At 35.3% G+C, this 16637-nt stretch carries 17 protein-coding genes; 4 read left to right on the plus strand and 13 right to left on the minus strand.

Going from position 1 to position 16637, the window contains the following annotated elements; translation table 11 throughout:
* Positions 1 to 262: 262 nt before the first annotated feature.
* From ACUN28_RS23725 to ACUN28_RS23760, 8 genes are all read right to left on the minus strand, one after another.
* A complete protein-coding gene (locus tag ACUN28_RS23725) occupies positions 263 to 919 on the minus strand; it encodes an S-layer homology domain-containing protein (protein ID WP_016088938.1) in 657 nt (218 codons plus the stop codon).
* A gap of 120 nt (positions 920 to 1039) precedes the next feature.
* Positions 1040 to 1942, minus strand: coding sequence for a DMT family transporter (locus ACUN28_RS23730; protein ID WP_016088939.1), 903 nt, complete (start codon positions 1940 to 1942; stop codon positions 1040 to 1042).
* 213 nt (positions 1943 to 2155) lie between these two features.
* Positions 2156 to 3883 carry a methyl-accepting chemotaxis protein gene (locus ACUN28_RS23735; RefSeq protein WP_016088940.1) on the minus strand — a complete coding sequence of 576 codons (1728 nt, stop codon included), beginning with the start codon at positions 3881 to 3883 and terminating at the stop codon, positions 2156 to 2158.
* A gap of 136 nt (positions 3884 to 4019) precedes the next feature.
* A complete protein-coding gene (locus ACUN28_RS23740) occupies positions 4020 to 5288 on the minus strand; it encodes a M48 family metallopeptidase (RefSeq protein ID WP_016088941.1) in 1269 nt (422 codons plus the stop codon).
* A gap of 134 nt (positions 5289 to 5422) precedes the next feature.
* On the minus strand, positions 5423 to 5611 hold the full coding sequence (locus tag ACUN28_RS23745; RefSeq protein ID WP_016088942.1) for a hypothetical protein: 189 nt from the start codon (positions 5609 to 5611) through the stop codon (positions 5423 to 5425).
* A gap of 12 nt (positions 5612 to 5623) precedes the next feature.
* Positions 5624 to 5923 (minus strand): hypothetical protein, encoded by a 300-nt coding sequence (locus ACUN28_RS23750; protein ID WP_016088943.1) that lies wholly within the window; start codon positions 5921 to 5923, stop codon positions 5624 to 5626.
* Positions 5924 to 5948: 25 nt separating this feature from the next.
* Positions 5949 to 6311, minus strand: coding sequence for a hypothetical protein (locus ACUN28_RS23755; RefSeq protein ID WP_016088944.1), 363 nt, complete (start codon positions 6309 to 6311; stop codon positions 5949 to 5951).
* Between the two features lies 1 nt (position 6312).
* A complete protein-coding gene (locus tag ACUN28_RS23760; protein WP_016088945.1) occupies positions 6313 to 7161 on the minus strand; it encodes a CPBP family intramembrane glutamic endopeptidase in 849 nt (282 codons plus the stop codon).
* 140 nt (positions 7162 to 7301) lie between these two features.
* On the opposite strand from ACUN28_RS23760, the gene ACUN28_RS23765 reads away from it, so the two are divergent.
* Together ACUN28_RS23765 and ACUN28_RS23770 are read left to right on the plus strand one after the other, a co-directional pair.
* On the plus strand, positions 7302 to 8006 hold the full coding sequence (locus ACUN28_RS23765; protein WP_016088946.1) for a response regulator transcription factor: 705 nt from the start codon (positions 7302 to 7304) through the stop codon (positions 8004 to 8006).
* A gap of 9 nt (positions 8007 to 8015) precedes the next feature.
* On the plus strand, positions 8016 to 9758 hold the full coding sequence (locus ACUN28_RS23770) for a sensor histidine kinase (RefSeq protein ID WP_016088947.1): 1743 nt from the start codon (positions 8016 to 8018) through the stop codon (positions 9756 to 9758).
* A gap of 261 nt (positions 9759 to 10019) precedes the next feature.
* Here the strand turns inward: ACUN28_RS23770 and ACUN28_RS23775 are convergent, their stop codons facing one another.
* On the minus strand, positions 10020 to 10385 hold the full coding sequence (locus ACUN28_RS23775) for a VOC family protein (RefSeq protein WP_016088948.1): 366 nt from the start codon (positions 10383 to 10385) through the stop codon (positions 10020 to 10022).
* Positions 10386 to 10445: 60 nt separating this feature from the next.
* A complete protein-coding gene (locus ACUN28_RS23780; protein ID WP_016088949.1) occupies positions 10446 to 11348 on the minus strand; it encodes an AraC family transcriptional regulator in 903 nt (300 codons plus the stop codon).
* 137 nt (positions 11349 to 11485) lie between these two features.
* Here ACUN28_RS23780 and ACUN28_RS23785 point away from each other — a divergent pair, with 137 nt between their 5' ends.
* Together ACUN28_RS23785 and ACUN28_RS23790 are read left to right on the plus strand one after the other, a co-directional pair.
* Positions 11486 to 11971, plus strand: a complete 486-nt coding sequence (locus ACUN28_RS23785; RefSeq protein WP_016088950.1) for an RNA polymerase sigma factor — start codon at positions 11486 to 11488, stop codon at positions 11969 to 11971.
* A gap of 5 nt (positions 11972 to 11976) precedes the next feature.
* On the plus strand, positions 11977 to 13101 hold the full coding sequence (locus ACUN28_RS23790; RefSeq protein WP_016088951.1) for an anti-sigma factor: 1125 nt from the start codon (positions 11977 to 11979) through the stop codon (positions 13099 to 13101).
* Between the two features lie 121 nt (positions 13102 to 13222).
* On the opposite strand, the gene ACUN28_RS23795 is transcribed toward ACUN28_RS23790, so the two are convergent.
* The 3 genes from ACUN28_RS23795 to ACUN28_RS23805 form a co-directional block, all read right to left on the minus strand.
* Complete coding sequence (locus ACUN28_RS23795; RefSeq protein WP_445423423.1) at positions 13223 to 14200, minus strand: HD domain-containing protein; 978 nt, start codon at positions 14198 to 14200, stop codon at positions 13223 to 13225.
* A gap of 210 nt (positions 14201 to 14410) precedes the next feature.
* Complete coding sequence (locus ACUN28_RS23800; RefSeq protein ID WP_016088953.1) at positions 14411 to 15517, minus strand: metallophosphoesterase; 1107 nt, start codon at positions 15515 to 15517, stop codon at positions 14411 to 14413.
* Between the two features lie 146 nt (positions 15518 to 15663).
* Complete coding sequence (locus ACUN28_RS23805) at positions 15664 to 16581, minus strand: alpha/beta hydrolase (protein WP_016088954.1); 918 nt, start codon at positions 16579 to 16581, stop codon at positions 15664 to 15666.
* Positions 16582 to 16637: the final 56 nt, after the last annotated feature.

Consider the following 16637-nt stretch of genomic DNA (forward strand, 5'->3'; position numbering starts at 1 on the left):
CGATAAAATGCAAATCTTCTAGAAGAAACATTTTTACTACCTTTCTGCTTCATACCTCCTTCTTCTATTGTCAAAAAGGAAGCTGTCAAATCTAAGGTGTTATATAATGAAATATTCTACAATCTCTTTGTGAACTCCTTTGCATTTTTAAATTTCACTTTATTGACACAAAAAGACGCAAATAATATATATTTGCGTCTTTTGTAATTCTATATGAATTAATAACGATTTTGTCCAAATCTAGCACAAATAGTAAACTAGATTAATTATTTAATGCTTTCATTACCATTGCATTTTTTAAAAACACCGCAAATTGCTCACGTGTTACAAAAGTATTCGGCTCATATTGTCCATTACCCATCCCTTTAACAACATCATTAGATTGCAACGCACTAATTGCATCTGTTGCCCAATGGGTATCTGGTACATCTGTAAATGTATGCTTCTGTTTCACTTTAAATTCATAGGCGTTCACAATAATTTGTGCCAGCTGTGCACGAGTTACTGGATCCTTCGGACGAAATGTGTTATTTTCGTATCCTGCGAAAATTCGACGAGTCGTTAATGCTTTAATTTCATAAGCAAAATTTGTTGTGCTTTCATTGATATCTGTATATGGATTGTCTAATAGTTCTAGATTATTTGGTATTTTAAGAGCATGAGCAATTACAGCTGCCGCTTGCTCACGTGTTACATTATCTTTAGCACCAAATGTTCCATTTCCATAACCAACCATGATTTTATGATATGCTAAATCATAGATTGCATCCTTCGACCAATGATCCTCGGCTACATCAGTAAATACAATCATTTCTGGCTCATGCACTGGCCATTCTTCTGCACTAGTACTATTTGCACTCACAAATACTCCACTTAATAAAGTCATCGCTGTGATTCCTTTTAATACGTGCTGTCTCATTACGTCCATCCACCCTTTTTTCTTTTCTCTCTTTTTCCCTTTATTTACTAATTTATTGTATAAAACATGTAAATAAATTGCAATATCTTCTTATTGAAATGAAAATGATATCTTCTAAAATTAAGAAGTAGCACTTTCCTTTACCGATAATTCCTTTTCTCTTCCCTTGCGAAAAGTTAGAGCCATCCCTACAAAGATAAGAACAATTCCTACTACTTGCATACTAGTCGGTCTAAACCCGGTAAAGACTGTATCTAATAGTATTGCAACCGCAGGATCTAAAAACACTAATACAGAAATTAATCTTGTCGATAAATCTCTTAAACTGTCAAAAAATAAATAATAAACAAACCCCGTATGTATAAGTCCTGTCGCTGTGATCATCATCCAGTTCATCTCTGTTAGTCCTTGAAACTTCCCGAAGTCTACGAATGGTAGCAATAAAAATATCCCTAAAAATGTTTGTAAAAATGTCATCGCATATGCGCTCGTATGCCGAATTCCTTTTCCTAATAAAGTGGTAAAAGCATAAAATACAGCTGCAAGAAGTGCCCATACCATGCCAGATGACATAAGTTTTTCGAGCGATAGACTTCCATCTACTCCAGCTACTAAAACTGTACCGATAAAACAAATGACAATGGACATAACAGCAAACACTGTAAGTCTCTCTTTAAATACAATACTACCAATCATTAATACGATAATTGGTGCAAGATGGTACACTGAAATCGCAATTGTAATTGACATAACTTCAAAGGCTTTAAATAGAAACACCCAGTTAAAGACGAGAAATACGCCGCATGCTAATATTTGCATTACTTCTTTTTTATTCCATTTCTCACTTTTATACTGTCCTGTTACGAGCCAACATAATGCTAAAAATAGAGTCGCACAAATGCAACGAACGAATACTAATTCAAAAGACGGTAAACCTGTTTGAACAGAAAAAAATCCAATTGATCCGAAAATAGACATCGAAAGGATCATTTTTATAGCCGGCATTGATTTTTTATTGAACACCCTTTCTCTCCTCCTATAACCTACCTTTTACAAACGAAAAATCTCCAAAACATTACGTATTATTATATATTACAATCGGAAAATTGTAAAAAATTAGAATATAATAAGTGACAGCCGTACAAAATTCCCATAAAAAAAATCATCCTTGTTTACATAGGATGATTTTTTTATTTATTGAGAGGAATTTCTCTATATTAAAGCTTAAATATACTACTACTTTTGAAGAGTAAATCGAGCAACTATTTGTTTTAATTCTCCTGCTGCGTTATGCATATGTTCCATTGAAACCGAGATCTCTTGAACAGATTTTTCTTGCTGTTGAATAGACTCTTTTACCCTATCAGTTCGGTCAGATGATCTTTGGGAAATTTGAGCCATGTCTTCTGCAGAAGCCGAAATCTCTTCACTACTAGCTGCAATTTCATCTGTAGACATAGATACAGTTTGAATTTGCTCAGATACTTGCTGTACTTTTTCTGTAATTTTTCCAAATACTTTTTCTGTATGCAGTACCACTTGTGTACCTGCCTGTACCTCATTATCTACTGCCCCCATCATATCTACGGTGTGACTCGTTGTTCCCATAACTTGAGTAATAAGCTTCTCAATTTGTTTTGCAGAATTACTAGATTGTTCAGCTAATTTACGCACTTCATCTGCCACAATTGCAAACCCTCTACCACTTTCCCCAGCACGGGCAGCCTCAATTGCGGCATTTAATGCTAATAAATTAATCTGAGCGGCAATACCTTGCATAACATCAATGATTTTAACAATTTCTTCTGATTGTTCTTTCATAGTCTCTACTTGTTTCACACCGCTATGTACTGAATTTTGGATTATATCCATCTGTTGAATCATTTGTTTCATTAACTTATTACCACTCTCTGCATCTAATGCTGACTGAGCAGACAATTCATTTACAGATGATGATGTATTCACTATACTCTGCATTCCTTGTGTCAACTCTTCCATCGCACCCGCAGTTTGTTCCATTGCTTGCATTTGGCTCTCTGCACCATTTGCAACTTCTTCAATATCCATCGTTATTTTCTTCGCCGCACTGCTAGATACTTCTGATGCACATACGACTCCGTCTGCATGTTGGAATAAAAGCTGAATATTATTATCTACTTCTTTCATATTTGTTCTTAACCCTTTAATCATTTCATTAAAATCACTTACTAATACACCTAATTCATCTTTAGCATTATACTCACCATGTACAGTTAAATCCCCATCTTTTGCTCTTTCCATCATACGACTAACCGTTTGTAAAGGAGCAACTATAAGCCTGCTAATAATATAACTTACTATACATATAACGATTGTAGTAACTACTACAAGAACGATAAAAGTAATAACGGATCGATCTATCATTTTTTGAGAATCTTTAAATACTTGATCAGCTAAATTTGAAACATACGATTCTAAATCCACCGCATAGCCAGCTAACTCTACTCCCTTCGGTTTTAATTCCTTCTGAAATTCGTTTACCATTTGTAGCTCGTTTGTTACCTTCGCCTTTTCAAACAACTTTTTATATGTATCTATATAACTTGGCAAAGATTTCTTCATCTTTTGAAACAGCTCATCCTCTTGCTTACTTAAATTAAAGCCATCATCATATTCTTTTAATAAAGAATCATATTTTTTAAGATCCTTTTCAATATTATCAATTATCCCCTCTTTATTTGTCCCTTCATTTTGTGATGCCGTAATTAATTCTAATAAGTTATATTCTAATGAATTTTGTGTACGAAGCATTCCTTCTAATAAAATTGCAGAATATTGATAATCATCTACTACAACCTCTGTATCGTGCTTAATCTTATTAATAGAATGAATTGCTACATAGCTCATAATTACCATACCTAAAACTGCTAATGAAATAAGCGATAATAATTTATATTTCACTTTTAAATTTTGTAAAAAATACATTTTTCCACCTTTATTCCTTTATATATAGATTTTTAGAATTTTATAGCTTATTATTTACAAAATCACAATAAAAAGCAATGATAAATATTCCCAATATCAAACTTATATCTCTATAAAAAAAGAAGTAGCATAATAGCTACTCCTTTTTGCTTTGTTTCTCATATTGTTCAAACGTATGAATTCTTTCGAAAATTGGTGGATGTGTGTATAAGAAAAACTTCACTAACGCAGGTGGATTCACTTGGCTTAAACTCGTTTTTGATAAATATTGAAACGTTTTTACACCAGATTCTCCATCTTTCGTCATATCTAAAGCATATTGATCTGCCGCTCGTTCTTCTATACGAGAAACATAGTTTGTTGCTGGCTGTGATGCAAACGAGAGTACAGAAGAAATTAAGAAAAATAAAGGTAAAATTGAGAAACATGCTACTTTTGAAATTTGCAGCGTATCTCCCCATTTTCGAATACACATATTTATAATACGACTAATGAGATACATACCTATAAACGATAGCAACACATAACTCGCAACGCCCCAATATATATGTTTCATAACATAATGCCCCATTTCATGGGCCATTATAAATAAAATCTCTTTATCTTTTAATTGCTTAAGCGTTGTATCCCACATTACAATACGTGCGTTAGGACCAATTCCTGTCACGTAAGCATTTAACGCATTCGTTTTTTCCGACATATTTACTTCATATACATGTTTAGCAGGAATGTCAGCTTTGTCTGCTATCGCTAAAATTTTCGTTTCTAATTCTTTATTTTTCAGCGTCGAGAAGTCGTTATACAGTGGATCGATAACAACAGGCTGTATAAATGTTAAAAAGATTGTAAATGGAACAGAGAGCGCCCACCCTGCTAGCCACCATCTTTTCGGGAATTTACGGATAAGCCATAACAGAACCGTAACTACGATTAACATCGTCGCATAACTCTCCCAAAAACCGATAACGTGATCTTTTATCCAGCTTTGTGTACTTTGCGTTGAAATGCCGTAATCAACGGATACTTTTCGGCTAATCCATTGCATCGGCAGGGCTAGAACTGTTGTGAGTAGTGATAAATAAAAGAAATAAATCGCAACTTGCAGGACACTTATTTTCGTCGTTTCCTTCGACCATTTCTCAAACTTTCTTGAAACACCGAGCACAAGTACAAATAATAAAATAATCCATTCAAGAGGCGTCGCTAAAAAGTACAGTAAGTTTTTCACGCGCGAATAATCTTGGCTTAGCGTAAGCTCCCTTGCATTCATAAACGTTTCTGGATCTGCTTTCGTTCCTTTATACATGTCCGGAATCAGTTCATGATTCCATCCAAATAAATACCAATATATAAGCAACGCAAACCCAACGTACAAAAAAAGCGACCACCCAATAACCTTCCTCACGCTATTCCCTCCTCTATGCTGCCTGTCTATTATTATTGTAAGTTCGTACATGCTAAATTAGAACAAGCTTATTACGCGAATTGCTCAAGAGCCTTCTATTTACATAAAAAAACTCTTCTACAAAAAGAAGAGCTTTACCTACCTTTAGACACTTTCTTCGGTTCATACTCTGGGATAAGAAATGTACTTACAACCCAACATATTAAACCAGCGCCTTTTATATAGCGTATATATTCATAGTCTTGAAAAAATAAAGTCGTTACAATAAGCGTAAAAAATCCAATTAAAACTAGTACGTATCCTATTTGCTTCTTAGATAACATAACGTGTCCCCCTTAAGGAAGTACATCCACTAATAAACTAAAATCTTGTAAAGAAAAAGAACTATATTTCATAATACCTTGTACAGCTAAAAGTAAAATAAGACCGGTCACACACATATAATTAACTCTTTCTTCACTCTTTTTTTCAGCAACTATTCCGCCACTTATACATAATACCCCTAACAAATGGAGCGCTAAATACATGAAGAAATAAGCTTCCTCCCAGCGAAGAATAACATTGACTGTTGTTATCAGCACTATACTAAGCACAATCAAATAAAAAAACTTATTTGATGATATTGTTTCATTCATATAATTTTATACATCCCTTTCAAATTTAGAATGAATGATGTTTCAAAGCTATAAAGTAAATGATTGTTTTCATACTATAAAACAAAAGGAAAGCCACTATTACTTTCTCGAATACTGTATGAACCCACATATGCTTCTCTTCATTTTTTCTGAAGATGCGCTTCATCATTTCTTCTACAATTAGACCAAATATTAGTAAAACCCCTAACACAATAAGAAGAGAAATAATATTTTCTTTTAAATGAGTACTAGAAAATAAGTAATACTCTGGAAACACAATCGTATCTACTACAGGTTGCACCCAATGACAAACGCTTTTATCACACATATCTGTAAGAGACGTAGAATCTATAATGTCTTTCAATATTTTTTCAATCGTCTTCTTCATCTCATTTACTCCCCACTACATCTGAAAAGCTTTTTTCCTGCTCTACATATATAGCTGGCATTTCTTTACTCCAATATTTGCGGTTAACAAATAAAAAGATGAGTACTAAGTTTAATCCCGTTATAAAAATAAGAAGTCCTGGAAAGAAAGTCGTATAATTTGAGAAATCTGCAAAACTCATTATCTCTTCTTTATTTATTAGCAAAGAAACGCCGATTACAAATGCATTGTTTAACATATGAATAGCAATTGGCATGAGTAAGCTATTCGTACGAATATATACGATTGATAGTACAACGCTAAATACAACTGCACCTAGGAAATCAACGTGTAACAACGCAAACAATAGCGCCACAACGATGATCCCTATACTCGTTCCCCATTTTGCGGCGAAGCGCTGCAGCAAAAATCCCCGAAAAACAAATTCGCCAATAATTGGTGCGATGAATACGACCATAATAACTTGATATACATATCCCCCTGTACTATCTATAATCGGTTCACGTAATGCGTTCATAATAAAGTCCGGTGTAATCCATGCAAAGCTATACATGTACAAAATAAGATAACCATAACTAAACACGCATAACATAATCGTAATGTATAAAACTTGCACCAGGTTAAATGTTTCATTTTTATTAATAAATAATGAAAAGGAAACACGGTGCTTTCTATACTCATAAAAAATCCACGTAATCGGAAGGATATAGAATATAAGAATATTTACAAAAGTAGAATTTTGCATATGAAATGTATTTTTTATCAATTCATTACTGCCTCTTGCAACTAAAGTTAATAGTGCAAATACAATTAAAAAATATCTAGCTCGCATCGTTTGAAACGGATTCACACTCATCTCCCCCCTATGTTACTTTTATCATATCATTTGATTCTTAATTTTTTGAGAAAGAAAACCTTAAAATTTCCTTAAAAATTCCATAAGTTACAGAAAGATGATATGATATTCGAGAAAATTAGGAGGGATTTTTTATGTATCAAGCAAAAATTTTGCTCGTTGATGATGAAACAGCGATTTTACAATTACTAACTACCATTCTTGAAAAAGAAGGTTTTTCTCATATTACAACTGCAACATCAGCTGAAATAGCTTTATCTCTCACTGAACAAAACAATTACGATTTAATTATTTTAGATGTCATGCTTCCTGGACAATCTGGTTTTGATATTTGTCCAATCATTCGCCAAAAAACAGATTGCCCTATCTTCTTCCTCACAGCTAAAACATCTGATTTAGATAAAATATCTGGATTTTCACACGGTGCAGATGATTATATTACGAAGCCATTTCATCCACTTGAAGTAGTAGCTCGTATGAAAGCACAACTCCGAAGACATATAAAACAAGTAATGCCACATGAACAAAAAGTACACTCCAATTCATTTGGTAGATTTGAAATTGATCGATATTCCGCAGAACTTACAGTAAATGGACATGTTGTCGAATGTTCAGCCCAGCTATTTCAGCTACTACTCTTCTTTTGCGAGAATCCGAACTATGTATTTTCGAAAGAAGAAATATACGAAAAAGTTTGGGGAGCACCTGCCTATAATGGCGATGATAATACCGTTATGGTTCACATTCGAAAACTACGTGAAAAAATTGAACAAGATCCAAGTAAACCAGAATATATAAAAACCGTTCGCGGACTTGGCTACAAGTTCATTACAAAGTAGGGTGACGATATGAACTTTAATAAACGACTTATTATACAGTTTATCCTGCAGCACGTATTTGTTTTAGTTACGTTACTGATTGCTGTAGTAGCTGCTTTTACTTATTTATTTTTTCTTGTTACTAGTACTTCATATGAACCGAACATTCCAGATTCTGATAGTTTTATGATTTCAAGATATATATCTTCAGAAGATGGCGATATTTCGTTAAAAGCTGAAGTAAAAGACTTAATTAAAGAGAAAAATGATTGGATACAAGTTGTGGAGGAAAACGGAAAAGTTCTCTATCACTTTAATACGCCAAGTGACGTACCAACATCTTATACGAAAATATCTTTATTCTCATATATACAGAATCAAATAGAAAGCCCTTATACATTTACATATTGGGAAATTGAATTAGAAGAAAAGAACGTACTTGTTATTTACGGTGGTATGTTAAAAAGCAATGCATTACTAAAAACAATTCAGAAAGGGCACCCTTCTGTATCTACTGATTCGTTCACATTAACAGAAGAAGAACAACAGTTACTTTCCAAAGAAGAAGCAACACTTCAAATTTTTAATAGTAACGGCGATGAAGTCTTCTCCTATCCAAATGGAAAGAAAAAAACGTTTTCCGTTATACAAGCCGCTCTTAGCGAAAAAGAACCGTGGAATCATAAGGAAAACACGTCTAGCTTTTATGACACAACTAGCAATCATCTTCTTGTTGTAACTGCAAAAAATGAGTACTACTACCCAGATGATGAAATAGACGATGTATTTACTAAAAAGTTTCTAATCGGATGCGGATTAATCCTTCTTATTGTATTTGTTTATTTAGTCATTCTTTCTATTTGGTACGGTAATAAATTTGGAAAACCGTTATTACATGCGATGCGCTGGCTTAAAAACATCGCTGGTGGAAAGTACGAAGAGCCTGTTAGTAAAAAAGGGAAACCTATCCGGTTCAGGCGGTCCGGTAAAGAAAAATGGTCATTCCGCTTGTTTCGAGATGTTACAAATTCACTAGAGCACCTCTCTATTACACTCAAAAAAAATGATGCAATAAGGCAAGTACTACAGCAAACACGTGAAGAATGGATTACCGGTCTAACGCACGATTTAAAAACACCACTAAGCTCTATTTACGGCTACGCTTTATTACTAGAATCAAAGCAGTATAACTGGACCGATCAAGACATCCAGCAGTTCGGTAGCGTTATGAAAGAGAAATCTCAATATATGACGACATTAATTGATGATTTAAGCTTAACGTATCAATTAAAAAATAACAGTCTCCCTGCGCAGCACGTGAACATTGAAATGAATCAATTCGTCCAAAAAGTCTTATTACAATTTATTAATAATCCGACACTTCAAAATCAAAATATTGAATTCGTGCCGAGCTCAAACAAAATTCAATATTTTATTGAAGAAAAATGGTTCCAGCGTATTATCGAAAACTTACTAGTAAACGCTGTAAAACATAATAATGAAACGACAAATGTCAGCGTAAAACTTTCTCAAAACGCTACTTCATTTACACTCTCTATTTCAGATAACGGAAAAGGAATGGATGACAAAACGAAAGAACTTCTCTTTGAGCGCTATTACAGAGGAACAAATACAGAAGAAAGCAACATCGGAACTGGACTTGGCCTCGCTATTACAAAACAGCTCGTTCATGCTCATAACGGAACGATTTCTATTGATAGCGAACTTGGAAAAGGAACGACGATTACACTTGTGTTCCCGTTTCATTCGTAGGAAAGGCGCTATGTGGCGTCTTTTCTTTTTTGGGAGAGTTCAACGATACATGAAATTATGTAGGTCATCTTTCTGAGTTATTTTAGCGGTATATGAAATTATATCGGCGATTTTCTGAATATATCAGCGTAAATCGGATTATATCAGCGATTTACGCTGATATATCGACTTACCGACAAAAACTGACAATAATAACCTACTACTATACAAAGTAAAAATAACCTTCCATAACTCACTATGAAAGGTCACTCCATATTTCAGCTATTTTCCTACTAACACAAACACATTCTCATCAGGTGCTTCCATTACCGCAACGTGTCCTGATTCTGTTTGAAATGGTTCACGAATCCATTTTACATCTTTATTATCTTTTAAACTTTCATATGTTTGTTGCACATCTTCTACTAATACTTCGACTTCTGTAAAATTAATATCCGGATGATTGCTTATTACTAACTCCGAACTTTTCTCATCTGGAAACTTCAATCCTATTAACGTCCAAATAACCCCTTCTTCTAGTTCCCTCTCTATAATCCAGTTTTGCTTCATTCCCATGTCTTTATAAAAAGAAACGGATTTTTCTATATCCTTCGTATGTATAGATACACATTCTAGTTTTTTGAACATCTTCCCATTTCCCCCTTTATAAAAAAGCGAACCATTTCTCAATGACTCGCTCTCACTCTATTACTTCTTCTTCACCGGTATCCAAAGTTCAATTTGAGCAAACTCACTTTTATCTGCATGACAGCGCTCATCGTATAGTTCAAACTCTGTAACTCCGCAATGTTCGTATCCTGAATGCGGGAACCATTCTGAGAATACTGCGTTCCACGTTTGGTGAATAGACGATACCATTTCTTCATGAGGAACTTTCGGCGTTGTAAATACAGCATATGTTGCTGCTGGGAAAGTACGCTTCGCAACTTCATTTGGTACATTTTCAAAGCCTGTAACTTCCATTCCGATAATATAAGTGAAGTCGCCCGTTTCTAAATTAAAATCAGTACATAATCCAAGCTCTACCCATTGACTCGTATCTTTACGATTCGGAATCGTTGTTCCAAGATCTTTTTGTAAATATTCTTGCCAAAAAGCTGGGATGTCTTGATGATTTTTCCCCTCTTTACTTGTCGTCTTCAGTTCATAACCCGCCACTAAAAATTCTGGTTTATTTATAATACGATATTCCATTTGTATGCCTCCTAAATACGGATTTAATTTTCTTTGCTTTACATTCACACTGTAATACATCGGTGTTTCAATTTCTTGTTTTCGATATTCACTCGGTGTCATTTGAAATAATTTTTTAAAGGCTCTCGTGAACGTTTCGTGAGATTGAAAGCCATGCTCAAACGCAATATCAATAACTTTTTCATCCGTATGAGAAAGTTGATAAGCTGCCCGGGCTAACCTCCTCTTTCGAACATACTCCATTACTGTATCGCCTACTAACGCCTGAAATACACGATGAAAATGCGACTCAGAAAAACCTGCAATACGTGCTAAATTACGCAGCGTCTGTTTTTCCATTACATCTTCTTCAATATAATCAATGGACCTTTGGATTTGTGTTTCATAGCTTTCCATCTCTGTTCACCCGCCTTATATGTATTATGATAAAAGAGAATCCTATCCAATTCTTGACGTTTTTTACTATAATTCCATAAAAAATTGTAACTTTTTTATATGTATTTCGTTGTTATGTATGAAGGGAGGGAAATGTAGTGAAACGCAAACACTCATTAGAAGAAATTTACTCCGAACATATGCAAGATTTATTTCGCTATCTTCTCTCCCTAACCGGAGATTCCCACTACGCGGAAGATCTCATGCAAGAAACATTTTACCGAATGCTCGTCCATATTGACTACTATAAAGGAGAAGAAATTAGGCCTTGGTTATTTACGATTGCCTACAACGCCTTTATCGATTGGTATCGAAAAGAAAACAGATATAAAACAACGACAGTTGAAGAGTTCCATTTACCAAACGTACCAAGTACAGAGCACTCTTATTTCATAAAACATGAGATTGCTAGTTGGTTAGACAGCTTATCTTCCCTTCCCCTTGAAAGACGAAATGTCCTGCTACTACGAGATTACTACGGATTCTCGTATAAGGAAATAGCCGAAATGACTGGTCTCACACTAGCGAAAGTGAAAATTGAATTACACAGGGGACGAAAAGAAACGAAAAGTATAAAGGAGTGATAAGGATGGGTTGTACAGAGTTTAAAAAACTATGGGAGAAGTACGACAACGGAACGCTCACGCATGATGAACAAGAACAGTTAGAAAGTCATATTGAGACATGTGAAGAGTGTGACGCTTACTTAGATGAACTGTTAGCAAAAACAGAGCCAATTAAGAAAAAGTTACCGCCAAAAGATCTTAAAGTTCCTTTTTGGAGAATTAAGTGGAAACATCGGTTACAGACGCTTGGTTTCATCCTATCCATTTTCATCGTTATATATATAATTGGCGGGATATCATCTGCCTTTTATTTTCAATCTAATAATGATAAAAGGCTAGAAGAAATTAGAGAGGTTCCTTCTCTTGCACTTGAAGCAACTATCCCAAATAGCCGTGTTATGGGGGGCGGAACAAGTGTAGAAGCTTTTTTCCGTACGAACAGCAGCTTTGATTTAGTAAGAACCGTCGGTAAAAAAGAAATGCCACTCGGTACAGTAGAAACAAAAAGCTTCTTATCTTCTGTAGATGTCACGAAGCAAACTTGGATGAATCCGTTCTATCAACCAAAACTGTTCTTTGTTCATCCCAAAACAGAGCAGGGAGATTATTTAAAGGATTCTTCAAAAAAAGTATGGGATACACTTGCAAAAGTACATGAGGGAACCGTTGCAGAAGTAGCAATTTCTTTTGATAAATCTTACACTTTAAAAGAATTAGAACCGCTTTTATATAGCATATTTGAAGCACAAGAACTCCCTCCAACTCCTGTATGGTGCGCTTTAGATACGGGACAAGAAAGAACAAATGTAGACGACTATATCCTTCACGGCGGAGAAGCTATAGGGTTTCCAGAACATGTAAGATTCTTTGATAATGAAACTGACAAACAGAAAACGCAAGAAGACAAAGTAATCGAAATGATGCGCGTCCTTTCTATCCATAAAAAAACGGTAAGCCAAATAGCTGCGCTTCCTGAAAAAGAACTAAACTTAGATAAACGTTATGAATATGTAAAAGAGAATGGCGTAAAAGTATACGGTATTGTCATTACTGGCCCGTCGAAAGAGTTATTAAAATTACAAAACTCCCCGCACGTACGTTATGCGACTCTTGGAGATATTGAGATTTGGAATTGGGTTGATAATTAATGTGAAAAAAAGGGAAACACTCCGTCCTATTTTTGACGCGATGAAGGATTGGGGAAACGAGTGGAAAATATTAGATGAATAAAAAGAAGGTATCATCTTATGTGATGATACCTTCTTTCTATTAATCCGAAATCACTTTCACATACATCCCTCTCACCGCTTTTTCATAAGCGACTTCACTCATCTGTTTTATTTTTTCCGATACGACAGACGAGTGAATAACTCCCCCATCATGAAGTAACGGCGGATCAATAAGACGTACTTTATTTTTCTGTTGTAAATCAAAATCGTTTCTATCTTCTTTTACTTTTACATTCGGATGAACTTTTCTTACTAAAGCATGTACTTCTGGATCACTACATTGCTTCAATTTCGAAATTAGCTCATCATCTTCAAGAAGAAAATCATCTGCCTGAATAATCTTTTTGTGTATGGCTAACTTTAACGTTTTCGCTAACATATCATTTCCGTAAATATTCATTGGTTTCATAAAGAAATCGATTACTTCTTTATAGTACGTTTCTGTAAACCACTCTGCCATTTCGATACTTTGAAGGACCATTTTCCCCTCTACTGCAATGATATCCTCTAAAAATCTATGAACTTCTTCTAACGAAATATATCCGTATGTATACATATCTCGTAACGTATAATCCACACGATCTGCGCATAATTCGGGCGCTGACCTTTCCAGTAACGTCCACTTCGAATCATCTAATAAAATATCTTCATAGTTATAACCATACTTTGAAAGAATCGCTGGAATTTCTGAGTTTTTCACAACAGAACTAAATATCTCTTCATGATAACTTTCATTGCTATTATCAAAAACGTAATCAATCACATGAGAAAAAGCAGTATGCGATACGTCATGCAGTAAACCTGCAATTTGTTCCTCTACTGAGCCACCGAGTTTCTTAATTAACAACATAACGCCAACTGAATGATCAAAGCGCGTTACATTCCAGTTCTCATTTATTAAGTAGCTTGCGCCATTTTGATGAATACCTTTCAGCCTTTGCACAGACTTACTTACAATTAATTCTTCTACTACTGAATCCACTTCAAATTCTCCGTATAGTACATCTGATATGATCACTTATAATCCCCCTTTATTTCAGCCGAGTCTTATAATCGTACCTCTTTTATGAAATGAACACTATAAAAATAATAAATCTAAATATATTGATATTATATATTATACATGTCTGTTATTTGTTTTAATTCATTTATTTTTATTGCGTGCTCCTTATGTGGAGCCTTTTTTTATTGAAAAAATAGAGAGCAATTCGCTCTCTATTTTATACACCTATTCAAATGTAACTTCCACCTGCACAATCTCAGATCTACTTCCAAGTCGAAGCGGTGGTCCCCAGAATCCGAAACCAGAAGAAACAATCGCGTGGAATGCACCTTTTTGTGCGTATCCCCAGTCTAATTCGTACATTCTTCTCGTTACAATATGATTCGGCGCCATTTGTCCGCGGTGCGTGTGGCCGGATAATAATAAATCGACGCCAGCATCCGCTGCTTGTTTCAACTCAAATGGTTGATGATCCATTGCGATAACTGGCATAGATTTATTCACCGTACTCATTAAACTTTCAAAACTTTGGCGATCTCGCTCTGTTTTATCTCTTCTTCCAACGATATAAAAATCATCTTCAATTGTAATCACTTCATCTAACAGAATACGAATATCAATCTTATCCATCTCTTGTAAAAATTCAGGAACCGCTCGTCCGTAATATTCGTGGTTTCCTAACACACCATATACGCCTAATGGAGCCTTCATTTGTTTCATAATTGGTCCCATATTCTTTTGAATGAATACACCTGGATGATCATCGATAATATCACCTGGCAGTAAAATAATATCAGGCTCCATCTCATTTACATGACGGACAAGTCTTTTTAAATGTGCAACGCCAGATAATTTACCGAAATGCATATCAGAAGCCATCGCAATGCGTAAGCTTTTACGTCCCTCTACTTTTTTCGGGATGTGCACCTCGTACTTTCTTACTACTGGGCTATATGCGTTGAATACCCCATATGCAAAAATAAAGATGAACGCAAGTAACACTGCCGTTCCTGTCCAAATAATTGCCGTCTCTTTCTCCATTGAAAACTGTAGAAGGAAAACTGTAATATCAGCAAGTGGCAACAACATAATCGCATATTGTATGACCGCAAACCAAATTGAACCGACCGTTCGTAGAAATGGCAAAAACTTAAACACTTGCACAAGAATGTACGCATATGAAATAAAACCGACTACGAAAGCGTAATATCCCCAAGATTCCCAGCCGAACACCGCATGAAGCCAAACCCATCCGTTCCAGCCAATGTAAAACATGAGTAGTGTGTATACAATTAAAATAGTAAATATATTGAGATACCGAAAATTTTTCACTGATAGCCTCCTTATTGATTTCTTCTATTATATCTTGTTATGCACGTTTAACGTAAATATTAAGCACAGCAACCTTCACAATAAAAACCTCTAACTGCTAGATGCAAACCTAACAATTAGAGGTGCCATTCAAAACAAAATTACTTTTACAGATTTTCGTTATAGAAACTTGTTAATTTTTCAACTGCAATTGTAACTGGTTCTGGTTGGTCGTATAAATCGTAATGACTCGCACCTTCCACAACAAGTAAATCTTTTTTCTCCGAAGCTGCTTTCTCATACAGCTCATGACCATCTTTATAAGAACCGAATGCACCTTGCTTATTGCCGACAATAATTTGTAACGGTTGTGTTAATAATGTATCTGCTAAATGGAACGCATCAAAACCAATTACCGACCCCATGCTCGTAAAGTTTAACTTATTTGGAGAGTTAACACTTCGCCCTCGCGGTGTTGTATAATACTCAACTGCTTCTACAATATCTATATCCGTCATACCTGCTGCCTTTAATTCCTCTTGATTTTTAGGAATCCAGTTTGTAATCATCGCCTCTGCTCCGCGTGCTTCAGCGGTACGTTGTTTACCGATAGCCTCTAAACCCCCGATTGGATCAGCTTCACGATTTAATCGGCCGATATTTGCACCAACAACTGTGCCAACTGCTTTAATACGGCGCTCCGTCATTGCAGCACTTACCGCATATCCTCCGCCCGCACAAACACCTAACACACCGATACGTTCTTCATCTACATAAGGAAGAGTAGTTACATAATCTACCGCTGAGCGAATATCTTCGACGCGCGCAGCTGGTTCTTCCATATATCTCGGTGCCCCTTCACTTTCACCTTGATACGATGCATCAAACGCAAGCGTTACATAACCTTGTTCTGCTAATTTCTCCGCATATAATCCTGCTGTTTGATCTTTACAGCTACTACCTGGATGCACACAAACAATCGCTGCATTTTGTTTCTTTTCCTCAGCACCTACAGGAATATTTAAAATGCCTGCAACTCTTAATCCTCTTGCATAAAAATGAACATTTCTCTTCGTAACTGCCATATATAAAACCACCCTTACTTTATTTTTCATTTACACTTGTGAGAGTTAATACTCAC

This window comes from Bacillus sp. WC2507 (assembly GCF_052656125.1).